The sequence below is a fragment of the Mycobacterium marinum genome, assembly GCF_003391395.1.
Taxonomy (GTDB): domain Bacteria; phylum Actinomycetota; class Actinomycetes; order Mycobacteriales; family Mycobacteriaceae; genus Mycobacterium; species Mycobacterium marinum.
Genome location: NZ_CP024190.1, coordinates 3,895,574 through 3,917,813, shown reverse-complemented (window position 1 = coordinate 3,917,813; position 22,240 = coordinate 3,895,574). Strand labels below are relative to the sequence as shown.

At 66.3% G+C, this 22,240-nt stretch carries 19 protein-coding genes and 1 tRNA gene; 6 read left to right on the top strand and 14 right to left on the bottom strand.

Going from position 1 to position 22,240, the window contains the following annotated elements; translation table 11 throughout:
- Positions 1 to 81: 81 nt before the first annotated feature.
- A complete protein-coding gene (locus CCUG20998_RS16175; protein WP_172607289.1) occupies positions 82 to 1,017 on the bottom strand; it encodes a diacylglycerol kinase in 936 nt (311 codons plus the stop codon).
- Positions 1,018 to 1,040: 23 nt separating this feature from the next.
- Positions 1,041 to 2,621, bottom strand: a complete 1,581-nt coding sequence (locus tag CCUG20998_RS16170) for an FAD-binding oxidoreductase (RefSeq protein WP_103654067.1) — start codon at positions 2,619 to 2,621, stop codon at positions 1,041 to 1,043.
- 47 nt (positions 2,622 to 2,668) lie between these two features.
- Here CCUG20998_RS16170 and CCUG20998_RS16165 point away from each other — a divergent pair, with 47 nt between their 5' ends.
- Together CCUG20998_RS16165 and CCUG20998_RS16160 are read left to right on the top strand one after the other, a co-directional pair.
- On the top strand, positions 2,669 to 3,238 hold the full coding sequence (locus CCUG20998_RS16165) for a TetR/AcrR family transcriptional regulator (RefSeq protein ID WP_012394992.1): 570 nt from the start codon (positions 2,669 to 2,671) through the stop codon (positions 3,236 to 3,238).
- Positions 3,238 to 4,773, top strand: a complete 1,536-nt coding sequence (locus tag CCUG20998_RS16160; protein ID WP_020730623.1) for a glycerol-3-phosphate dehydrogenase/oxidase — start codon at positions 3,238 to 3,240, stop codon at positions 4,771 to 4,773. Before CCUG20998_RS16165 ends, CCUG20998_RS16160 begins: the two co-directional genes overlap by 1 nt.
- A gap of 80 nt (positions 4,774 to 4,853) precedes the next feature.
- Here the strand turns inward: CCUG20998_RS16160 and CCUG20998_RS16155 are convergent, their stop codons facing one another.
- From CCUG20998_RS16155 to aceE, 8 genes are all read right to left on the bottom strand, one after another.
- Positions 4,854 to 5,741: a hypothetical protein gene (locus CCUG20998_RS16155; protein ID WP_012394990.1), complete on the bottom strand. Its 888-nt coding sequence runs from the start codon at positions 5,739 to 5,741 to the stop codon at positions 4,854 to 4,856.
- Positions 5,742 to 5,866: 125 nt separating this feature from the next.
- On the bottom strand, positions 5,867 to 7,288 hold the full coding sequence (locus CCUG20998_RS16150) for an acyl-CoA carboxylase subunit beta (RefSeq protein ID WP_020730624.1): 1,422 nt from the start codon (positions 7,286 to 7,288) through the stop codon (positions 5,867 to 5,869).
- A gap of 37 nt (positions 7,289 to 7,325) precedes the next feature.
- The gene (gene kasB, locus CCUG20998_RS16145; RefSeq protein ID WP_036456394.1) at positions 7,326 to 8,579 is read right to left on the bottom strand and encodes a 3-oxoacyl-ACP synthase KasB; all 1,254 of its coding nucleotides are present in this window, start codon (positions 8,577 to 8,579) and stop codon (positions 7,326 to 7,328) included.
- A gap of 81 nt (positions 8,580 to 8,660) precedes the next feature.
- Positions 8,661 to 9,911, bottom strand: coding sequence for a 3-oxoacyl-ACP synthase KasA (gene kasA / locus CCUG20998_RS16140; protein WP_012394988.1), 1,251 nt, complete (start codon positions 9,909 to 9,911; stop codon positions 8,661 to 8,663).
- A complete protein-coding gene (acpM, locus tag CCUG20998_RS16135) occupies positions 9,908 to 10,255 on the bottom strand; it encodes a meromycolate extension acyl carrier protein AcpM (protein ID WP_011739486.1) in 348 nt (115 codons plus the stop codon). The genes kasA and acpM overlap by 4 nt, the downstream gene beginning before the upstream one ends.
- Positions 10,256 to 10,327: 72 nt before the next feature.
- The gene (locus tag CCUG20998_RS16130; RefSeq protein ID WP_038579985.1) at positions 10,328 to 11,236 is read right to left on the bottom strand and encodes an ACP S-malonyltransferase; all 909 of its coding nucleotides are present in this window, start codon (positions 11,234 to 11,236) and stop codon (positions 10,328 to 10,330) included.
- 161 nt (positions 11,237 to 11,397) lie between these two features.
- Positions 11,398 to 12,708, bottom strand: coding sequence for a PucR family transcriptional regulator (locus tag CCUG20998_RS16125; RefSeq protein ID WP_012394986.1), 1,311 nt, complete (start codon positions 12,706 to 12,708; stop codon positions 11,398 to 11,400).
- A gap of 133 nt (positions 12,709 to 12,841) precedes the next feature.
- Positions 12,842 to 15,631, bottom strand: coding sequence for a pyruvate dehydrogenase (acetyl-transferring), homodimeric type (gene aceE / locus CCUG20998_RS16120; protein WP_020730628.1), 2,790 nt, complete (start codon positions 15,629 to 15,631; stop codon positions 12,842 to 12,844).
- 184 nt (positions 15,632 to 15,815) lie between these two features.
- Here aceE and CCUG20998_RS16115 point away from each other — a divergent pair, with 184 nt between their 5' ends.
- The 4 genes from CCUG20998_RS16115 to CCUG20998_RS16100 all read left to right on the top strand — a co-directional run bounded on the left by CCUG20998_RS16115 (position 15,816) and on the right by CCUG20998_RS16100 (position 17,513).
- Positions 15,816 to 16,418 carry a hypothetical protein gene (locus tag CCUG20998_RS16115; protein WP_094357065.1) on the top strand — a complete coding sequence of 201 codons (603 nt, stop codon included), beginning with the start codon at positions 15,816 to 15,818 and terminating at the stop codon, positions 16,416 to 16,418.
- 80 nt (positions 16,419 to 16,498) lie between these two features.
- Complete coding sequence (locus tag CCUG20998_RS16110; RefSeq protein ID WP_015356256.1) at positions 16,499 to 16,921, top strand: DUF3052 domain-containing protein; 423 nt, start codon at positions 16,499 to 16,501, stop codon at positions 16,919 to 16,921.
- On the top strand, positions 16,921 to 17,382 hold the full coding sequence (locus tag CCUG20998_RS16105; RefSeq protein ID WP_011739492.1) for a peroxiredoxin: 462 nt from the start codon (positions 16,921 to 16,923) through the stop codon (positions 17,380 to 17,382). The genes CCUG20998_RS16110 and CCUG20998_RS16105 overlap by 1 nt, the downstream gene beginning before the upstream one ends.
- 56 nt (positions 17,383 to 17,438) lie before the next feature.
- Positions 17,439 to 17,513 (top strand) — tRNA-Val (locus tag CCUG20998_RS16100).
- Between the two features lie 7 nt (positions 17,514 to 17,520).
- Here CCUG20998_RS16100 and CCUG20998_RS16095 read toward each other — a convergent pair.
- Genes CCUG20998_RS16095 through CCUG20998_RS16080 form a run of 4 tightly spaced genes read right to left on the bottom strand, consistent with a single transcriptional unit; the run spans position 17,521 to position 22,219 of the window.
- Positions 17,521 to 19,071: a WS/DGAT/MGAT family O-acyltransferase gene (locus CCUG20998_RS16095; protein ID WP_038579982.1), complete on the bottom strand. Its 1,551-nt coding sequence runs from the start codon at positions 19,069 to 19,071 to the stop codon at positions 17,521 to 17,523.
- Positions 19,068 to 20,540 (bottom strand): WS/DGAT/MGAT family O-acyltransferase, encoded by a 1,473-nt coding sequence (locus tag CCUG20998_RS16090; protein ID WP_020725697.1) that lies wholly within the window; start codon positions 20,538 to 20,540, stop codon positions 19,068 to 19,070. The genes CCUG20998_RS16095 and CCUG20998_RS16090 overlap by 4 nt, the downstream gene beginning before the upstream one ends.
- 36 nt (positions 20,541 to 20,576) lie before the next feature.
- A complete protein-coding gene (locus tag CCUG20998_RS16085; RefSeq protein ID WP_020730631.1) occupies positions 20,577 to 21,659 on the bottom strand; it encodes a zinc-binding dehydrogenase in 1,083 nt (360 codons plus the stop codon).
- Positions 21,659 to 22,219 carry a 2,4'-dihydroxyacetophenone dioxygenase family protein gene (locus CCUG20998_RS16080; protein ID WP_012394980.1) on the bottom strand — a complete coding sequence of 187 codons (561 nt, stop codon included), beginning with the start codon at positions 22,217 to 22,219 and terminating at the stop codon, positions 21,659 to 21,661. Before CCUG20998_RS16080 ends, CCUG20998_RS16085 begins: the two co-directional genes overlap by 1 nt.
- Positions 22,220 to 22,240: the final 21 nt, after the last annotated feature.

Genomic DNA, 22,240 nt, shown 5'->3' with positions numbered 1-22,240 from the left:
CGGTGCATTAGGTGTTACAGGAAGGGGCGTCGACAGGTCGCCCGAGAATTGGCATCGGCGACCCGGCGGCGCTGCAAAACATTATCGGTCGTTGGGCCGCAATATCTGCAGTGCGCCCGCGACCGCGGAGATATTGGCCGGCAATGGGCACGCGTAGTCACCGTCGGCATACACGTTGATGCCAGGGCATTCAACGTCGATGGACTTGGCTCGTGCGGTGGTCACTTCGTCGAGCTCCACATGAGTGCCCTTGACCACCGTCGGGAACAGCCGCAGGAATCTGCTGCGCGAGCCGGATCGCACCATGGTGATGTCCAGCAGACCGTCGGTACGGTCGGCGTTGGGGCACATCAGCATCCCGCCGCCGTAGCTGCGGGTGTTGCCGAATGTCGCCAGCGTGAGGTCGGTTTCGATCTCCTCGGTGCCGTCGAGCACCAGCCGGAATGGCAATGGCCGCAGCTGCGACAGTTCGACCAGCATCGCGATGTAGTACCGCAGTCGTCCGTGCGGCCAGGTCATCCGGTTGGCCCGGTCGGTTACCAGCGAATCGAAACCGGTTGCGGCCAGGGTGCCAAACCATTTGTCGCACTTGTCTTTGCCGCTGCCGGCCTGAATCCGGCCCAGGTCGATGGATTCGGTCCAGCCGTCCACCACGATGTCCGCGGCGGCTTCGGCATCCTTTGTGGGAATCCCGAATTCACGCGCGTGATCGTTGCCGGTGCCGGCCGGGATGATGCCCAGCGGGACATCGGTTTCGGCCAGCACCTGCAACGCGTTGGAGATGACGCCGTCGCCGCCGGTCACGACGACCGCATCGGTGCCCTTCTCGACCGCCGCGGCCAGCAGGTAGCGCGCATCCTCGGCGTTTTCACCAACGATCTCGATGACCTCGACGCCACGATGATGCAGCCGGGCGATCGCGTGCTGGGCGGCCTGGACCGCGGCACCATGTCCGGACAGCGGATTGGTCAGGGCGGTCACCTTGCTGATGCTGCGCTGACGTAGTTGCCCTGCCAACGGGTTGATCGGGTTCTCGGGGGTCACGGAATCAGCTTGCCGGGGTTGAGGATCCCAGCCGGGTCCAGGGTGGCCTTGACCGCGCGCAACAGCTGCACACCCAGGTCGCCCACCTCGTCGCGCATCCAGGGCCGGTGGTCGGCGCCGACGGCGTGGTGGTGCGTGATGGTTGCGCCGGTGGCCATCATCGCATCCGATGCGGCCTTCTTGGCGGCCATCCATTGCTCGATCGGATTACCCCGCTGCCCGGCGACGACGGTGAAGTACAGCGATGCACCGGTGGGGTAGACGTGCGAGACGTGGCACATCACCAGCGCCGGCGTGCCCGACTCCGCCAACGACGTGGTGAGTGCCTCGGTAACCGCGGCTTTGAGCGCGGCAATGTTGGACCAGTCGGTGGCCGTCTCGAGGGTTTCGCAGAGCGCACCGGCGGCCAGCAATGAATCGCGCAGGTATGGAGCGCTGAACCGGCCATGCTCCCAGCTCTGGGCCGGGCCTTCACCCAGTGACTTGCCGCCGTGGGCCTCCAGCAACGCGCGGGTCTCGGCGTGCCTGCTCTCGGTGTGTTCCTTGGTGCCCTCGAACAGGGTCAGTCCCAGACATCCGCCGGTTACTTGGTTTTCGCCGATCGACTCGTGGGTGGCCAGGTTGATCCCGGTTTCGGCCTCATCGGATAGTCGCACCACGGTCGGGCCGGTGCCGGTCTGGGCGATCGCGCGCAGGGCCGCGACCCCGGTGCTGAAGTCCGGAAACGACCACGCCTCATATCGGGTGGTTTCGGGCACCGGGTGCACCCGCAGCCGCACCTTGGTGATGACACCGAAAACACCTTCCGAGCCGATCGCCAGCTGACGCAGGTCCGGACCGGCGGCGGAGGCGGCCACCCGACCAAGATCCAGCACGCCTGCCGGAGTGACCATGCGCAAGCCGATGATCATGTCGTTGAAGCGGCCGTACCCGGCCGAATCCTGGCCTGAGGACCGGGTCGCCGCGAAGCCGCCGATGGTTGCGTATTCGAAGCTCTGCGGGAAGTGCCCGAGAGAGAAGCCGCGCTCGCCGAGCAGCCGTTCGGCGTCCGGGCCGGTGACGCCGGCGCCCAGCTCGGCGATGCCCGAGACTTCGTCGAGGGAGTGCAGTTCGTTGAACCGGCGTAGGTCCAGCGAGATCACGGCGCTGAACTGGCCGCGGTTGGGGTCCAGTCCACCGGTCACGTTGGTGCCGCCCCCAAACGGGATGATCGCGATGCCCTGATCCGAGCAGTACCGCAGGATCTCGGCAACGGCCTGGTCGTCGCCGGGCAGCAGGACCGCGTCTGGCGCATCCTGGATGCCGGTGTCCTTCCGTCGCAGCATGTCGGGGGTGGACTTGCCGCCAGCGCGCAGCAGCCGGTCGCGGTCGGCGGTGCGCATGTATTCGGGCCCGACAATCTTGGCCAGCGCATCCTGATTGCTTTGCGACAACGCGCACGGGCGCAGCTTGACCTGGTCGGCACCGAGTTCGGCTTCGCCTGAATCCTCTAGGCCCACAACCTGCTTCAGGAGGGCCCGGATGCCGTCGGAGAGCGGCTTGGCTGCGGCGGGATCTCCCCACGCGTTCCATTTCATCGGTGGAAGGAGTTCCTCAGGATGCGTCATGCGTTACAGTATTACACATGCTGTCAATGAGTAATGCTCCCGAAGATATTGGGGACCGCATACTTCAGGCGGCCGCGAGCTGCGTTCGCGACTACGGTGTCGACCGCGTGACCCTCGCCGAGATCGCGCGGCGTGCGGGCGTGAGCCGCCCCACCGTGTACCGCCGCTGGCCGGATACGCGGTCGATCATTTCGGCGCTGCTGACCAGCCATGTCACCGACGTGGTGCGCGCGGTGTCCCTCGACGGCCATGACCGACAGACCGTGGTACGGCAAGTGGTCGCCGTGGCCGATCGGCTCCGGGGCGACGAATTAGTCAAGGCACTCATGCACTCGGACCTGGCCCGGGTGTACATCACCGAGCGTCTCGGCGCCAGCCAGCACTTCCTGCTCGAAGGACTTGCGGCGCGGCTGCAAGTCGCCCAAGGAACGGGCAGCGTCCGCGCCGGCGATCCCCGCAAACTTGCGGCCATGGTCTTGCTGATCACCCAGTCGACCATCCAGTCGGTGGACATCATCGATCCGATCCTCGACTCCGAGGCCCTGGCCGCAGAACTCACCTACTCACTGAACGGATACCTGGCCTAATGCCTGACTCGACCGCACTCAACGCCGCTCGCCGCAGCACCGAACTCACCGCACTCGCTGACGGCGAAGCGCTGGACGTCCTCGTCATCGGCGGCGGCATCACCGGTGTCGGTATCGCCTTGGATGCCGCGTCGCGGGGCCTGCAAGTGGCCTTGGTGGAAAAGCATGACCTGGCCTTCGGCACCAGCCGGTGGAGCTCGAAACTGGTGCACGGCGGGCTGCGGTATCTGGCGAGCGGGAACGTCGGCATCGCCCGCCGCAGCGCCATCGAGCGCGGAATTCTGATGACACGCAATGCCCCGCATCTTGTTCACGCGATGCCGCAACTGGTCCCGTTGCTGCCGTCGATGGATCATGTCAAGCGTGCCCTGGTGCGGACTGGGTTTCTGGCCGGTGACGCGTTGCGGATGCTTGCGGGCACGCCATCCTCGACATTGCCCCGGTCGCGGCGAGTTTCAGCGCAGCGTGTGGTGGAGCTGGCGCCGACCGTGCGGCGTGACGGGTTGGCCGGCGGCCTTCTCGCCTACGACGGGCAATTGATCGATGACGCCCGGCTGGTTACCGCGGTCGCGCGCACCGCGGCCCAGTATGGTGCGCGCATCCTGACATATGTTGGGGCGTCCGAGGCCACCGGCACGTCGGCTCGGTTGACCGACCAACGTAGCGGAGAGTCGTTCGACGTGTCTGCGCGCGCGGTGATCAACGCCGCTGGAGTGTGGGGTGGCCAGATCGACCCCGCGCTGAAGCTGCGTCCGAGCCGTGGCACCCATCTTGTGTTCGATGCGAACGCCTTCGGCAATCCGACTGCGGCGCTGACTATTCCGATTCCCGGTGAACTCAACCGGTTCGTGTTCGCCATGCCCGAGCAGTTGGGTCGCGTCTATCTCGGGCTTACCGACGAAGACGCCCCAGGTCCGATTCCCGATGTGCCAGAACCTTCTTCGGAAGAAATCATGTTCCTGCTCGATACGGTCAACACCGCGCTGGGCACCGCGTTGCAGACTTCTGACGTCATCGGAGCCTACGCCGGTCTGCGACCGCTGATCGACACCGGGGAAGGTCGCACCGCTGACGTCTCGCGCGACCACGCGGTCATCGAGTCGCCATCGGGTGTGATCAGCGTGGTCGGTGGCAAGCTGACCGAATACCGTTACATGGCAGAGGATGTGCTCAATCGCGCCATCAGCTTGCGGCAGTTGCAGGCCAACCAGTGCCGAACGCGAGACCTGCCGCTGATCGGGGCGCCGGCCAACCCCGGGCCGGCCGCCGGTCCGGGTGGCCCGCCCGAGTCTCTGGTCGCGCGCTTCGGAGCGGAGGCGGCCAACGTCGTCGCGACCGCAACATGTGAGCGGCCTACCGACCCGGTCGCCGAAGGCATCGACGTGACCAGGGCCGAGTTCGAGTACGCGGTCACCCACGAGGGCGCACTGGACGCCGAGGACATCCTCGATCGCCGGACCCGCATCGGGTTGGTGCCCCATGATCGGCAGCGCGTGGTCGGCATCGCCGAGGAGTTTCTGGCGGGGGTCGGCTGACTGGCGAGCAGACGCAGAATCGCACGGCGCCGGCCCGGCGCGTGCGATTCTGCGTCTGCTCGCGGGGGAGGGCGGGGGCGTCAGCTGGCTGCGCGCAGGCGATCGAGGTGGTTGCCGATTCTCTGCACGAGACGGCCGGGCTCGCGTCTGACGTCATCGACGACAATCGGGATGATCGTCCACCCGAGGTCTTGGATCTTGGCCCAGCGGGTCTTGTCCCGCAGCATTTCCACTCGTCCGGCGTGCCAGTCGATGCTGTCGTATTCGGCGGCCAGGCGCAGGTCGGGCCAGGCGAAGTCCACTCGCCACAGCTCGCCATCGGAACCGTGGATCAGATACTGCAGTTCCGGACGCGCCAACCCGCCATCAATCATGACCAGCCGGGTCTCACTTTCCATGGCCGACTCCGCGCGTGGGTCGGCAAGTGGCAGGAGTTCGCGTACCGCAACGATCCCGCGCCGGCCGTGCTGCTCGGCAACCGCGGATTCGATTTGATCGCGAGTGCACTGCATTGACCGCAGCGCGGCATCAAGTGTTGCCAGTGCTCGCGGACGGCGCAGCGCTCTGGCGACCTCCACAGCCGTCCATGCCGGGGCGGTCGCCAGCCGCCCAGCCACCCGCTGCAACCGCGCGCCAATGCGTTGATGAACCATCAGGCCGACCGTGGGGCGCATCCGGACGCCGGGGTCCAGTACGTGGACGGCGGAGCTGCACTCGGTGTCGAACCCGTACAAAGTGGCTGCCGTACCCATGCACGCCACGACCGGTCGGCCCATGAATACGTCGAGTGCGGTCAAGCGGCCCAACAGATTCGGTTCCTCGGCCGCGTAGACGCCATGCCATACCCGCACCAGGCTGCCGTTTCTGACCCGAACATCGAGCTGTTGGCGGGTCATGACCGTCAACAGCTGCGCGGTCGTGGCGAACCCGCCGGATTTCTGCAACAGCGCCTGGGCATCTGTGGGCACTGACCGAGGATGCGAGCAGGGCCTCGGCTTGGCCAGTCAGGCTGGGGATAACTGCGGCGAGCGGACGCAAAATCGCACTGCGCGAAGCACGCGCAGTGCGATTCCGCGTCTGCTCGCGGGAGAAATCAGAGCGGGATGTTCTTGTGGCGACCGCGGCGTGCGGGTGCCTGCGCCAGCGCCTCGGTGAGCCTGCTGCGAGTGTGCGCGGGGTCGATCTTCTCGTCGACCACACCGATGTCGATGGCGCTATCCACGCCACCGGCGATCCGCTCGTGCTCGGCGGCCAGCTCGTCGTGCAGAGCCTCACGCTCGTGCTCGGCCGCAGCTGCCAGCTTCTTCTTGTGCAGGATGCCGACCGCGGCCTTGGCGCCCATCACCGCCACCTCGGCGTCCGGCCAGGCGAACACCTTGGTCGCGTTGAGCGAACGCGAGTTCATGGCGATGTAGGCCCCGCCGTAGGTCTTCCGGGTGACCAGCGTGACACGCGGAACGGTGCACTCGCCGAAGGCGTGCAGCAGTTTGGCGCCGCGGCGCACCACGCCGCCCCACTCCTGGTCGACGCCGGGCAGATAACCCGGAACATCCACAACTACCACCAGCGGGATGCCGAACGCGTCGCACAGGCGCACGAAACGTGCTGCCTTCTCGGCGCTTTCGGAGTTCAGGCAGCCGCCCAGTCGCAGCGGATTGTTGGCCAGTACCCCGACGGTGCGGCCGGACAGCCGTCCCAGGCCGACCACCATCGACGGCGCCCAGTTGGCCTGGAACTCGTCGAAAGGCGTGTCCGAATCAAGGATCGCGGTCACGATCGGATGCACGTCGTAGGCCCGCCGAGCCGACTCGGGCAGCAGCGCGTGGATGTCGGTGTCGCCGGCCTCTGCCTTGCTGCGGTCGAAATGCCCCTGCTGGCAGAACAAGCCGACCAGGCGGCGGCCCCGCTCGTAGGCGTCGAGCTCGTCGTCAGCGACGATGTGGCACACCCCGGACTTCTTGTGGTGGGTCTCCGGGCCGCCCAGCGAGGCCATGTCGACGTCCTCGCCGGTAACACTGCGCACCACGTCGGGCCCGGTGACGAACACCCGGCTTTCCGGTGCCATGACGACGACGTCGGTCAGCGCCGGCCCGTAGGCGGCGCCGCCGGCGGCGAAGCCCACGACCACCGAAACCTGCGGGACATAGCCCGACGCGCGGATCATCGCTTCGAATACCTGACCGACCGCGTGCAGTGCCCGCACGCCCTCGGCCAGACGGGCACCGCCCGAGTGCCAGATACCCACAATCGGGCTCTGCTCGTCGATCGCGGTGTCATAGGCGTTGACGATGTGCGCGCAGCCTTCGACACCCATCGCGCCACCCATTACGGTGCCGTCGGTGCAGAAAGCAATGGTGCGCACACCGTTCACGGTGCCCGATGCGGCCAGCACTCCGGACCGGTCACGCTCGTGCAAAAGCACCACGGTGCCGTCGTCGAAGAAGTTGCTCAGTCGCAACAGCGGGTCGCGGGGGTCGAGCGACTCGCCAACCGCCTCGGGGGCCATGATTGTCATCGCAGGTCTCCTGTAGTTAACGGGTGTTGCTTGGGTGTTAATAACGCCCAAACGTGATTGCCACGTTGTGTCCGCCGAATCCGAACGAGTTGTTGACCGCGTACCTGTAGTTGCCAGGCCGCGGCTTACCCGCTACCACGTCTAGGTCGATTTCTGGATCGAGGTTGACAAGGTTCAGTGTCGGCGGAACGACCTGGTCCCGCAACGCGAGGACGGTCAAGATCGATTCCACCGCGCCGACCGCACCAACCGAGTGGCCCAGAGCGGACTTGGGCGCGTACACCGCCGGCTTGTGGGAGCCGAGGGCGTTGTTGATGGCCCTGCCTTCGGCGACGTCACCGACCTGGGTGCCGGTCGCGTGGGCATTGACATGATCGATGTCGCTGGGCTGCAGGCCCGCGAGCTGGACGGCCCGGGTGATCGCGTGTCCGGCGCGTTCCCCGTTGGGGTCCGGCGCGACCATGTGGAAGCCATCCGAGGTGATGCTGGCGCCCATGATGCGGGCCAGGATGTTGGCGCCGCGAGCCTTCGCATGCTCCTCGGTCTCGATCACCATCAAGGCGCCGCCCTCGCCGAACACGAAGCCGTCGCGGTCCTTGTCGAATGGCCGACAGGCACCGGCGGGGTCTTCGTTGTTGGTGGACATCACGATCCGCATGTTGGCGAATCCGGCGATCGGCACCGCCTCGATCCGGGTTTCCACACCACCACAGATGGCGATGTCGGCCTCACCGAGCACGACTTGCTGCCAGGCCCGGGCGATGGCCTCGGAACCGGACGCACACGCCGACACCGGTGTCATCACACCCGCTTTGGCGTGGCGTTCGAGACCGACGGCCGCCGCGGCCCCGTTGGGCATGTATTTCTGCACGGCCAACGGGGAGATCGCGCGAAACCCACGCACCCGCATTTCGTCGTACCCGAAGACGAGCTCCTCAGCTGAGCCCAACCCGGTGCCGATCGATACTGCCAAACGGTTGGTGTCGACCTCGGGGGATCCGGCGTTCTCCCAAACTCGACGGCCGATGACGGTGGACATTCTTTGCAGGTAAGCCGTCCGACGCAGTTCGACCCGGGTGAGTTGGTGGTCGAACTCTTCGAGCAGGTGCCCGCCGATGCGAACCGGCAGGTTGAACTCCTCAACGAACGGGTCGTCGAGCGTGCGAATCCCGCTTTGGCTGTCCAACAACAGCTTCCACGTGGTTTCAGCGTCGGTTGCGAGTGCAGTAGTCATGGCAATGCCGGTGACGACCACATGCGGGAACGCTTTCCCGGTAACCAGCTCTGTCATGGGTGTTGCGAAGATTCCTTCCGTATCTGTCCGGCTCCTCTTCGGGCCGTTAGGGGCCTGCTTCGTTGCCGGACACCGTGCTTAGTAGCGCCCGAACGCGAGCGCCACGTTGTGGCCGCCGAAGCCGAACGAGTTGTTGATGGCGTACTGGAATTCGCCGTAACGCGGTTCGCCTGCCACAACATCCAGATCGATCTCGGGATCGGGTGTCTCGTAGTTCAAGGTGGGTGGGATGACTCCGTCACGCAGCGACAGCACGGTGAGCGCCGACTCGAGCGCGCCGACCGCGCCAATGGAGTGACCCAGTGCCGACTTCGGCGCGTAGATCGCCGCGTTCTCGCACCCCGCCACCCGGATGGCGTTGGCTTCGGCGGAATCACCGATCGGTGTCGCCGTTCCATGCGCGTTGACGTGATCGATGTCCTTGGGGGACAAACCGGCCAACTCCATGGACCGCTGCATCGCCCGTCCGGCACGCACACCGTCGGCGGCAGGAGCCACCATGTGGAACGCGTCGGAGGTGATACCTGCACCCATCAGCCGGGCCAGCGGCTTGGCGCCACGGGCCTTGGCGTGCTCCTCGGTCTCGATGAGCAGGAGCGCACCGGCCTCGCCGAACACGAAACCATCACGGTCCTTGTCGAACGGCCGCGAGGCGCGCTCGGGTTCGTCGTTGCGGGTGGACATGGCCCGCATCATGGAGAACGCCGCGATGGGCAGCGCCTCGATGGGGCCTTCGACGCCACCGCAGACGGCGACGTCGGCATCACCCATGACGATCTGACGCCATGCGTGGGCGATGGCCTCCGAACCCGACGAACACGCCGACACCGGAGTGATCACCCCGGCGCGGGCGCCCAGCTGCAGACCAACGACCGCCGCGGCACCGTTGGGCATGATCATCTGAACGGCCAGCGGGGACACCTTACGGGGCCCGCCCTCGTTCATCAGGTCGTAGCTCTCAACGATGCGCTCGGCGCCACCCAGACCGGTACCAACCACGACGGTAAACCGGTCCGGATCGACCTCGGGGCTGCCGGCGGACTCCCAGAGTTGCCCGCTCAGGAACTTGGCCATGCGCTGGACATACGACATCCGTCGCATGTCCAGCCGGCCCATGTGGTTGTCCACCGGATCCTTGAGGTGCCCACCGATCTTGACCGGCAGGTCCCACTTGGTGAGGTACTCGTCATCAAGGACGTGGATGCCGCTCTCGCCGGCCAACAGGCCCTTCCACGTGCTTTCGATGTCCGGCGAGATCGACGTCGTCGCTGTGACGGCGGTTACCACAACGCTGGGGTAACCGCCATTAGCAGTGGAAGGCTTGGTCACTTGCTCTCTGCTTCCAGCCTCGCCTTGACGTTGGCGGCAGCCTCGGGGTTCTCGGTCTCGAGCTTGGCGCGCAGGGCCTCGGCAGCCTCGGGGTTCTCTTCCTCGAGCTTCTGGATGTAGGAGACGACGTCACCGACGGTACGCAGACCAGCGAGGTCCTCGTCGGGGATCTTCACGCCGTACTTGTCCTCGGTCTGCACGGCGATCTCAACCATCGACAGCGAGTCGATGTCCAGGTCGTCGACGAACGACTTCTCCGGGGTAACTTCCGACGGCTCGATACCGGTGACCTCTTCGATGATCTCGGCGATACCGGCGATGATTTCTTCCTGACTGACGGCCACGACTTGTTTCCCTTCGTAATATGTTGTGTGTAAATCGAATTGACGTGCTTTGGTTCTGGACGTAACCGGTGGCTAGAGGTTTGCCAATTCGTCCAGATCTGCGGGTGACTTGACGGCGTGCGTCGGAACCCCCCGAAGTTCGCGTTTGGCGATGCCGGTGAGGGTGCCCGCGGGGGGGAACTCCACGATCGCCGTGACACTGTGCTCGCGGATGGTCGCGGTACACAGGTCCCATCGGACCGGCTGAGTGAGCTGCGAGACCAGAGTCTGCATCGCCGCGGCCGCAGATGTGACCGGCTTGCCGTCGCGGTTGGACAGCAGCGTCGCGGTGGGCTCAGCGGTGGCGATGGCCTCGGCCGCCGCGGCGTACCCCTCGAGCGCGGGAGCCATGAACTGGGTGTGGAACGCTCCGGCGACCCCCAGGGTGCGTACTCGGGCCCTCGCTGGTGGGTCCTCGGCGAGCTTCTCCAATGCGGTCAGGCGACCGGCGGCAACGATCTGGCCGGCGGCGTTGCGGTTGGCGGGGACCAAGTCGAGTTGTTCGAGGCGGCTCAGCACCTCGTCCTCGGTGCCGCCCAGCAGGGCAGACATGCCGGTCGGCTCGGTGGCGCACGCCTTGGCCATCTCCGCGCCGCGGGTGGCGGCAAGTGAGACAGCATCGTTGGCGGCCATCACACCGGCGATCGCGTAGGCCGCGATTTCGCCGACCGAGTGCCCGGCCACGATCACTTCTTGGTCGTTGAGCAAGCCCCGCCTGATCAGCTCCTGGTGGGCCAGCAGGGTGGCCGCAACGATCAAGGGCTGAGCAACCGCGGTGTCGGTGATCTCCTCCGTCGTCGCGGTGGTGCCCAAGCGGGCGAGGTCCAGGCCACTGGCCTGCGACCAGGAGGCGATCTGGTCCGCCGCGCCTGGCAGTTCCAGCCACGGCGACAGCATTCCCTGGGTCTGGGAGCCCTGTCCGGGCGCAAGCAACGCAATCACGTGTCTAAGAGAACACTGTGAAGACGGTTTTGCGCGGTGTAACAGATTATGAACCTCGTCTTAGGTTTTTGTGGGGACCCTACAAAACAGCTCGGTAAGCTACATGTTTGAGATCGCCCCGCGACTTGTGCTCTAGGTCACTATTGGCTCAGGTCGGGTCTTTATGGCCCTTCCGTACCCCTTCTGACCGGGAGTGGAACCGGCGTGATGGTGTTGTTGGCGGCGCCCGACGGCGGCGTTGGGTAGTTCAGTTGGCCCACCGTCGCGGCCACTCGAAGGACATAGGCATCGCGTGGCTGAGTCGGATCACGCCCGGTGAAATCGGTGATCCGCTTGAGTCGGTAGCGGATGGTGTTTGGATGAACGAACAACTTCCTGGCACAAGCCTCAATAGCACCGCCACAATCTAAGTAAGCGTCCAGTGTCTCGATCAGCGTTGGACCGGCATCGGCCAGCGGCCGCATCACGTCGGTGTGCAGCGCCACGATGGCCGACGCGTCACCCATCAGGGCTCGTTCGGGCAGCAATTCCCGGGCCAGCACGGGGCGCGGGGCTCCGCGCCAGCCCGCCACCGCATTCATGCCTGAAATCGCCTCGCTGGCGCTGTGATAGGCCGCCGTCAGCATGGGGGCGGTGGGGCCGATCACCACGGGCCCGTCGGAAAAGGCCTCCAATAGGTCTTTAAAGACTTTGTCGGTGGGGGACAGGTGGCCGGACACGATCGCCACCAGCCAGGTGCCGTGCACGTCGGTCAGCGCCGCTCGGCCGTGCTGGGCGGCGGCGTCCCGGACGTCCTGGATGGCCCGCTCGCTGCCGTCGGAGCCGTCGCGCGCCGATGCCGGCGTGCCCACGACCACCGTCGCCGGAGCGGTCGTGTCCCAGTTCAGTGCCGCCGCCCGCGACAGTAGTTCCGGACCCGTGTCGCCGCGTACCACCGCGTCGACCACGCTGGCCTCCATCCGGCTGTCCCAGGTGCCGCGCGCTTCGGCGGCGTCGGCATAGGCCGAGGCGGCGGTGAAGGCCAGATCCCGGCTGTATTTCAGGATGCCCACCGTCAGGGCGGTCAGCTGTTCTTCGGATCGGGCCAGCAGCGGCACCACTTCCTCGAAGAACTCCATGGTGACGCGCACCATGTCCACGGTGTGGCGCAGCGCGATGCGTCGGGTCAGGTCCTGGGGTACCAGTTCGAACGCCTGCGCGGTGTAGCTGACGTCGCTGCGCGGATTCTGCATCCACTCGGCGAAGTTCACCACTGCCGTCTGCACCACCAGTGCCACGCTGGCGCGCTGGGAGGCTTCCAGGTCAGCGAAGAACGGCAGCCGCTCCTGCATGGCCGAGACCGCCTCGGTGGCCAGCCGGCCGGAGTACTGCTTCAACCGCCGCAGCAGGGAATCGGGCACGGTTTCCAGGAGTTCCAGCGGCGATCTTGCAGACCCAAGTCGCGCGATCGCGGAAAACTGGTTGTCGTTCACGCCTAAAAGCTACGCCTGATTTCTAGAAGAACCTGCTAAAAGTTTTGCGAGCCGGGCGTCGATCGTCACGCCAGCGTGGCGGTCGTCGCCGTGCGTCACACTGGCGTGACGCACGGCGGCGAACGGCCGGGGGTTATGCGACGCCGGAATCCGAGGTCTGCTTCGGCGCGGCCTGCACATCATCGATCCGGTACTGACGGGCGGCGGTGACGGCCACCGACTCATCGATCTCACCGTCGCGGGCCAGCGCCTCGAGCACCGCGACCACCTGTGACTCGGCATCGGTGTTGAAGTAGCGGCGGGCGGCGGGCCGGGTGTCGGAGAAACCGAACCCGTCGGTGCCCAGGGTGACGTAGGTCCCGGGCACCCAGGGCCGGATCTGCTCGGGAACCGCGCGCATCCAGTCCGATACCGCGACCACCGGGCCGCTGGTGCCTTCCAGCGCCGTCGTCACGTAGGCGACACCGGCGGGTTCACCGGGGTGACGCAGCCGGTGACGTTCGATGGACACCCCGTCGCGGTTCAGCTCGCTCCAACTGGTCACCGACCACACGTCGGTCGCGACGTCCCACTCGTCGGCCAGCATCTGCGCCGCCTTCAGCGCGTCGGGCATCGACACCCCGGAAGCCAGCAGCTGAGCCTTGTGCGCGCACTGTTGGGTCGCCGCACGGTAGCGGTACATGCCGCGCAGCACGCCCTCGGGATCGAAGTTCTCCGGCTCCGCTGGCTGCACATACGGCTCGTTGTAGACGGTGATGTAGAAGTAGATGTTCTCCGGGTTCTCCCCGAACATCCGAGACAGGCCATTTTCAATGATGTAGGCGAGCTCGTAGGCAAACGCCGGGTCGTAGGAGACCACCGCCGGATTGGTCGCGGCCAGCAGCAGCGAGTGGCCATCGGCATGTTGCAGACCCTCACCGGTCAGCGTGGTGCGCCCAGCGGTCGCACCCAGCACGAACCCGCGCGCCATCTGGTCGGCCGCGGCCCAAAAGCTGTCGCCGGTGCGCTGGAACCCGAACATCGAATAGAAGATGTAGATCGGGATCATCGGCTCGTTGTGGGTCGCATACGAGGTGCCGGCCGCGGTGAAGGAGCCCACCGACCCGGCTTCGTTGATGCCCTCGTGCAGGATCTGGCCGATGTGGCTTTCCTTGTACGCCAGCATCAGTTCCGCGTCGACGGCGGTGTACAGCTGCCCATTGCGGTTGTAGATCTTGAGCGACGGGAACCAGGAGTCCATCCCGAAGGTGCGGGCCTCGTCGGGAATGATCGGGACAATCCGATTCCCGATGTTCTTGTCGCGCAACAGTTCTTTGAAGGTGCGGACCAGGGCCATGGTGGTGGCGACCTCTTGTTGTCCGGACCCCTTCTTGAGCACCTTGTAGGCGTCGGGGCCGGGCAGGGTCAGGGCCTTGGTCTTGGTCGGGCGCTCGGGCAGGAACCCGCCCAGGGTGCGGCGCCGGTCCAGCATGTAGCGGATCTCCGGGGCGTCCGAGCCCGGGTGGTAGTAGGGCGGTAGGTAGGGGTCCTCGTCGAGCTGGGCGTCGCTGATCGGGATGCGCATCGAATCCCGGAACCGCTTGAGGTCGGCGAGGGCAAGCTTTTTCATCTGGTGCGTGGCATTGCGGCCCTGGAAGTGTGCGCCAAGCGAATAGCCCTTGATGGTCTTGGCCAGGATCACCGTCGGCTGACCCTTGTGGTCGACGGCGGCGCGGTAGGCGGCATAGACCTTGCGGTAGTCGTGGCCGCCACGCTTGAGGTTCCAGATCTCCTGGTCGCTCATGTTGGCCACCAGGGCCTTGGTCCGGGGGTCGCGGCCAAAGAAGTGATCGCGCACGTAGGCGCCGTCGTTGGCCTTGTAGGTCTGGTAGTCGCCGTCGGGGGTGCTGTTCATCAGGTTCACCAGCGCGCCGTCGCGGTCGGCGTGCAGCAGCGCATCCCATTCGCGGCCCCAGACCACCTTGATGACGTTCCAGCCCGCGCCGCGGAAGAAGGACTCCAGCTCCTGGATGATCTTGCCGTTGCCGCGGACCGGGCCGTCCAGGCGTTGCAGATTGCAGTTGATCACGAAGGTCAGGTTGTCCAGGCCTTCCAGGGCGCCCATGTGGGCCAGCCCGCGGCTCTCCGGCTCGTCCATCTCGCCGTCGCCCAAGAAACACCACACGTGCTGATCGGAGGTGTCCTTGATGCCGCGGTCGTGCAGGTAGTGGTTGAACCGCGCCTGGTAGATGGCGTTGAGCGGGCCCAGGCCCATCGATACGGTCGGGAATTCCCAGAAGTCGGGCATCAGCCGTGGGTGCGGGTAGGACGGTAGCCCGCCGCCGGGGTGGCTGTGTTCCTGCCGGAAGCCGTCCAGCTTTTCGGCGGTCAGTCGTCCTTCCAGGAACGCGCGGGCGTAAATGCCGGGGGAGGCATGGCCCTGGATGAACACCTGGTCTCCGCCGCCGGGATGCGATTTGCCGCGGAAGAAGTGGTTGAAGCCGACCTCGTAGAGGGCCGCGGACGAAGCGTAGGTCGAAATGTGGCCACCGACGCCGACGCCCGGGCGTTGTGCGCGGTGCACCATGATTGCCGCGTTCCACCTGATCCAGGTCCGGTAGCGGCGCTCGACATCCTCATCGCCGGGGAACCACGGCTCCAACTCGGTGGGGATGGTGTTGACGTAATCCGTTGAGGTCAATGACGGGATGGCGACGCGCTGTTCGCCTGCCCGCTCGAGCAGTCGCAGCATCAAATAGCGCGCCCGCGCCGGTCCGGAGTGCTCCAAGAGTGCGTCGAATGACTCCAGCCATTCCGAAGTTTCCTCGGGGTCAATATCGGGCAGGTAGGACGCCACGCCTTCGCGAATGACCCGAACGCGGTCGGGTTCGCTTGCGCTGCTTGAGGTTTTGGCAAGATCGTGGCGGACGAACTCGGTGGTCAAACTTCCGCTCCTGTAGTTGGCGGGCTATCGGGTGGGGTGATCGTCCTCCTATCGTGCCGCACCGACGTTTCGAGTAGATAGCCGCCGTCCAGTCGATGCCGCGAGATGCCTCCGATGCCCTCTGTGACAACGAATTGGGTGCGTTGAAGCCAGTCGGAGCCCCGACCCGGTAACGTCACTAGCCGTGCTCATCGGATGGCGTGCCGTTCCTCGCAGGCACGGGGGGGCTTTCTCTGGTTCGCGCGCCCGGCGAGGTGCCCAGGCACTCGGTTGTATCGCGGTGCTGCTGATCGGCATCGTGGGATGCACCAGCGTCACCGACGGTACGGCCACCCCGGACACCAAGGTGGCTCCGGCCTACCGCTCATCGGTATCGCTGTCGATTTCGGCCTCCGCGGCGACCTCGAGCGTGCGCGAGTCCCAGCGGCAACAGTCGCTGACCACCAAGGCGATTCGCACCTCGTGCGAAACCCTCGCCACCACCAGCAAGGAAGCCATCGACAAGGTGAACGAGTTCGTCGGTGCGTTCAATGCCGGACGCAGCACCGGTCCGGCCGAAGGCCCGGCCATCGAAGCGCTCAACAACAGCGCTTCCTCGGTTTCCAGCGCACTCAACGAGGCGCTGTCACCGGAGATGCGCGACGCGTTCAATGCCTACACGGACGCGGCGCGTTCGGTGGCCAACGCGATCGGCACGCATGCGCCGACGGGGGAGTTCAACAGAAGAGTCGATCAGCTCAACGACACCAAGACCAAGGCTTTGAAGCTCTGCATGGCTTCCTACTGAGGTAGCCGTATTGGTTCGATCAGGTTTGTGCGACGATAGTGCGAATCGCACTTTGTGTGAAGGAAAAGGGAGGTTCCACGGTGGTCGCGGCGGATCACGCCCCGAGCTACGCTCGCAAACTGGACATCCAACGAGACCAAGTCGTCCAGGAGTGGGGCTGGGACGAAGATACCGACGATGAGATCCGCGCTGCCGTCGAGGAAGCCTGCGGCAGCGAAATGCTCGATGAAGACACCGATGAGGTGGTCGACGTCGTGCTGCTGTGGTGGCGAGACAGCGACGGGGATCTGGTCGACACTCTGATGGACGCAATCAGCCCGCTTGCCGAGGATGGCGTGATCTGGGTGCTGACACCCAAGACCGGCCAGCCCGGCCACGTGCTGCCGGCCGACATCGCGGAGGCGGCCCCCACCGCGGGGCTGATGCCGACGTCGTCGGTCAACCTGGGTAACTGGGCTGCCAGTCGGCTGGTTCAGCCCAAGTCGCGGGCCGGGAAGCGCTGATGCTCGAAGTCGGAGCCACCGCTCCGGACTTCACGCTGCGTGACCAGAATCAGCAGCCGGTCACGCTCAGCGACTACCGCGGCGCCAAGAACGTGCTGCTGGTGTTCTTCCCGCTGGCCTTCACCGGGATCTGTCAGGGCGAGTTGGACCAGATTCGTGACCATCTGCCGCAGTTCGAGAACGACGACACCGCGGCGGTCGCGATTTCGGTGGGGCCACCACCCACCCACAAGATCTGGGCCACCCAAAGCGGGTTCACCTTCCCGGTGCTGTCGGATTTCTGGCCGCACGGCGCGGTCAGCCAGGCCTACGGTGTGTTCAACGACACAGCCGGCATCTCCAACCGCGGGACTTTCGTGGTCGACCGGGCGGGGATCATTCGGTTCGCCGAGATGAAGCAGCCCGGTGAGGCCCGCGATCAGCGGCTGTGGACGGATGCGTTGGCGGCATTACAGGCCTGAGCGGGCCAAGGTTTTTGGGTGTTGACGTCTCGGGCGTGTAGCCTGCGGCGGGCATAGGGCGCGTAGCTCAGTGGTAGAGCTCTGGTTTTACACACCAGCGGTCGGCGGTTCGATACCGTCCGCGCCCACCAAGTTCGTTCAGCGGGGGATCGCACCGGGTTTGGCCGTTGGCCGGCCCGTCGTACCCGTGGGTGCACCATCGGCCACCGGATTCCTCGGCGCGCCAACCTCGGCGGCCAGGGCACTCAGTTCGGCCGCCAGTTCGTCGGCGAGGTGCCAGACGTCGGGCAGCAATTCGCGATCGGCGGTGAGCCCGAAGTCAAGCCGGTCCTGGTAGCTGAGCAGGGTGATGCTCAGGCCCATCCCGTCGAGCAGGACGTTCACCGGATGTTGGGACACCACCCGGGCTCCCGCGCAGTACAGCGGGTCCGGCGATCCCGGGATGTTCGAGATCGTCACGTTGAATGGCGGCCTTATCCAACCCGAGCCGGTGGTCATCGAGATCACCCGGGCGGCCCGGGTCAGCAGCGCCGGGGGAACGGTGTGGTTCGCCTCGGTGAGCAGCTTGGCGGGGATGGCGCGGTGCCGTTCCTTGGCCGCCCGCATGACCTGGTGGGCGGAGATCAGCCGGGCGCGGGCATCGGCCTGGTCGGTGGGAATCGGCACGATCATCGATGAGATCTGGTTGCCGTACTGTCGCTCGCCGGTGCGCACCGACACCGGCACCATGGCAACCAGGGGAGTCGCCACGTCGTCGCCCCGAGCGATCATGCGTCGCCGTAAGGCCCCGGCGCACACGGCGACCACGACATCGTTGACGGTTGCGCCGGGCACGGCGAACTTGGCGGCCTTGATCTGGTCTAGCGGCAACGACCCGAATGCGAATCGCCGTTGTGCCGAAATCCTGCCGCCGAAGGAGACTTTCGGGGCAGCGGCCCGAGGGTGCTGCAGATTGCGACCGTCTTTGTTGCGGGTGGCGAGCCGTTCGGCGCGGTCGGCGACTTTGGCGATCACGGCGGCACCGGGCAGGTGGCGCATGGTGGGGAGTTGATCGATATGGCGCAGCATGGGCGGCAGGCCCCGCACCATTCGCGCGGGCTGAACGGGCAGCGAGGCGAGCGCGCGTGCCAGCAGCCCGGCGTCACTGGGTGCGTTGCCGATCGCGGTGCCGGTCGGGGGTTTTTCGAGCTCCGGCCCGGCGTCCGGGAAGGCAACGGTGTCCAGCAGCGCGCCCAGCAACTCCATGCCCGAGACCCCGTCGATCACGCTGTGGTGCAACTTGGTCACCAGCGCGACGCGGTCGCCGGCCAGGCCGTGGATCACGTGGAGTTCCCACAGCGGTCGAGCCCGATCCAGCGGCCTCGACGCGATATCGGCGACGGCCCGGCCGAGTTGTTCGTCATCCCCGGGTACGGGGAGCGCGCTTTCCCAGAGATGCGAATCCAGATCGAATGTGTCGTCCTGCACCAGCACGGGATAGTCGATGCCGAACGGGACCTCACGCACCCGCCAGCGCAACGGCGGCATCAGGTCGATGCGCTGGGCCAACAGGCCGCGGATCCGCTGCCCGTCCAGTCGCAGGCCATCCGTGGTGGTGGCCTCGACGATGGTGAGCTGACAGACGTGAGAATGGTTGCGGCCGTCCTCCATCGCGAAGAATTGGGCATCAACGCTGCTGAGCCGTCTCATTTGCGGCCTCCTCGGGGCTTGCGCACGCTCTGCTTGAGCACAGCGAGTTCCGCGCCGAACGCATCGGCGAGGCGGTCCAGGTCCTTGACCAGATAGCGGTCACCCACCAAGCCGATTTCCAAACGATCGGTGTAGCTGAAGACCGTGACGTTCAGGCCCAGGCTGTCGCTGATCGTGGACACCGGGTAGTGCTCGCAAACCCGTCGGCCCGCGCAGTAGAGCGGCGACCGGGGGCCCGGCACATTGGAGATGACGAGGTTGGCGACCGGGGAGAGCGCGTCGCTGGCCGCGACGGCCGTCATCGCGCGCATCGCCGGCCCGAACAGCACCGGCGGGACCAGATCATTGGCATCGCGCATCAACGAGGCCGGCACCGCCTCATTGCGGCGTTTGGCCGCACGCAGCTCCTTGCGGCACCGCTGCAGGCGAATCGCCGGATCGGTCACGTCGGTCGGCAATGCCGCCAGCATGGTGCCCACCTTGTTGCCATACGTTCCGAACTCGGCTTCGGCGCGAACCGACACCGGGATCGCCGCCACCAGCGGCTGTTCGGGAAGTTCACCGCGATCGGCGAGCCAGCGGCGCAGGGCACCGGCGCACAGGGTGACGACGACATCGTTGACCGTCGCCTCGAAGTGGGTCTTGATCTCCTTGACGTCCTCGAGCGGCAAGCTGGTCAGCGCCACCCGCCGATGCGGGGAGATCTTGCCGTTGAAACCCAGTCTGGGCGCGGTCACCGTCGCGGGGCTGGGTGCCGATGGCCCCCTGCGGATGGGTGCTTGGGCTCGTCGCATCGCGCTCCCCACCGCCGCCACACCGGGTATCGAGCGCAGGGTTGCGATCTGATCCAAATTGGTCAGCGTGCGCCGAGCCGCGCCCGCGGACTGCCATTGGCGTCGTGGCATGCCCACGATGGTGCGCGCCAACATCCCGAGTTGGCCGGGCTCTTTCTCAGGTCGGTACCGCGGGGCCGGTGGCAGCACCCGCCCCTGCGGCGTGGTGTCGAACATGACGTTGAGCACCTCCCCGCCCGACATCCCGTCCACCGCGGCATGGTGCAGCTTGGTCAGCAGTGCGACCTTGTCGTCTTGCAGACCCTGGATCAGATACACCTCCCACAGCGGGCGGGAGCGGTCCATCGGATGGGCCGACAGCCGAGCGACCAACGTCTCGAGTGCGGCCCGGTCGCCCGGGGCCACCACCGCCGTCTCGCGGACGTGGAAGTCGAGGTCCACCTCGCCCTCCACCCACCACGGGTGGCCCAGATCGAGCGGAACGGTGGCCAGCCGCCAGCGCAGCGGGGGCAGTAGGTGCAGGCGGTCGGCCAACAGTTCGGCGATGTCCGCCCGGGTGAGTTCCTTACCGGACTCATCGGTGCGGTCCATCACCGCCAGGCTGGACACATTGGTGACGGTTCGACCATCTTCGGCGGCAAGAAACATGCTGTCGAGACTGGTGAGGGCGCGCATTTTGTCGGAGCTTTCTCGGGAGAGGGGACGGGGTGTTCAGCGCGTCGGGTCGAGCAGGATCTTCGCGTCGTGCGGGTTGTTCCGGAGCCGCTCGAAGGCGTCGGCGACGCCTTCCAACGCGACGGTCCCGGTCAGCAGCGGGGCCACGTCGAAATCGCCGGCGGCCAGGTGTGCGAAGGTCTGCGCGAACTCGTCGAGCGTGTAGTACAGGGAGAAGCGGATGTCGAGTTCCTTGGCGATGCATTGGGCGGGCTCGAAGTGATCCGAGCTCATGTTGATGCCCGCCACGCCGATCCGGGTGCCGGGCGGGACACCGGCGATGAGCTGCTGGATCAGGCCGGGGACGCCGACGCATTCGAACGCGACGGTGGGACGAAGCGGCAACTGTCCGAATACGGTGTGCGCGGGCGCCATTCGTGCCGGGTCGTCGGTGACTGCGGCCGCCATGAACGCCTCGAACGGGGAGTTCTCGTTCGGGTCGAGGACCACGTCGGCACCGAGTTGTGCTGCCAGGGACCGCCTTTCGGGAGAGAAGTCCGACGCGACGATGGGGCCGACGCCTTTCATCTTGAGCACCGCGATGACGGCGAGCCCGATCGGTCCGCACCCGACCACCAGGGCGACGTCGTCGGTGCTGGTGTCGACGCGGGCCACCGTGCGGTAGGCCACCGCCAGTGGTTCGGTCAGTGCGGCGACCTCGGTCGGCACGTGATCGGGCACCTCGATCAGCAGCGGTTCGGACAGCAGCATGCGCTCGCTGTAGCCTCCGGGTGCCTCAGGGCCGGCGAAGCCCAGGGTCACCTTCTGCTCGCGGAGCAGAAACGGTGCCGAGACCACGCGGCGGCCGACCGGGATGCGTTGGTCGGTGTCGGGTCCGTAGGCCGCAATGCGGCCTACGAACTCGTGTCCGAATACCACCGGACGGCTGAGATCCATCATGTCGAATCCACCCGCGGCCTGGGTGGCCGCGTTGAATTCCGGGCCGTGGGCCGCGCAGTGCAGGTCCGATCCGCAGATGCCACAGGCCAGCACATCGACCAGCACCTCGCCGGGGCCGGGCACCGGCTCGGGCACCTCGGCGACCTGCAGCTGGGAGTCCTGCATCAAAACCGCACGCATCACGCACCACCCGCGGTGATGCCGGCGGCGCCGCCACCGATGTAGGTGATCGGACCGAGCCCCTGCGCCTCGGCGAGTTGACCGGTCAAGTGCGCGATCAGGGCCGCGTCCAGGATGGAGTGGAACTGGCCGTCGTCGGTGAAGTTGACGTTGGCGCCGCTGACCCGGAACAGGACCACGGTGTCTTCGGTGTTGGTTGCCGGGCAGGCGAGCGTGTGCACCGAGGAGCCGGGCTCGAACAGGTAGGAGCCGGCGGTCTGCGGCTGGTCGGCGTATTCCATGTAGTGCCAGGAGCCGCTGATGGTCCAGGCGTCGACGGTGCCGGTGTGGTAGTGCAGCTGGATCCGCGCACCGGGCGCGAACGTCGCCAGCACCACCCACTCGCCGTTCTCGATGTCCAGGCGCAGCGGCTTGAAGTGCACGCCGTCACCGAGGGCATCGCGAACCAGCGGAATGTCGTTGGCGTTGACGGTGAGCAGCTCACCCTGGGGCAGAGCTACCAGCGGCAGCGGTGCGCCGGTGGCGGTGGCAGCCGGAGCGGGAGCGGTCATGAGGGTCATGGTGGAGCCTTTCGGGAGTGT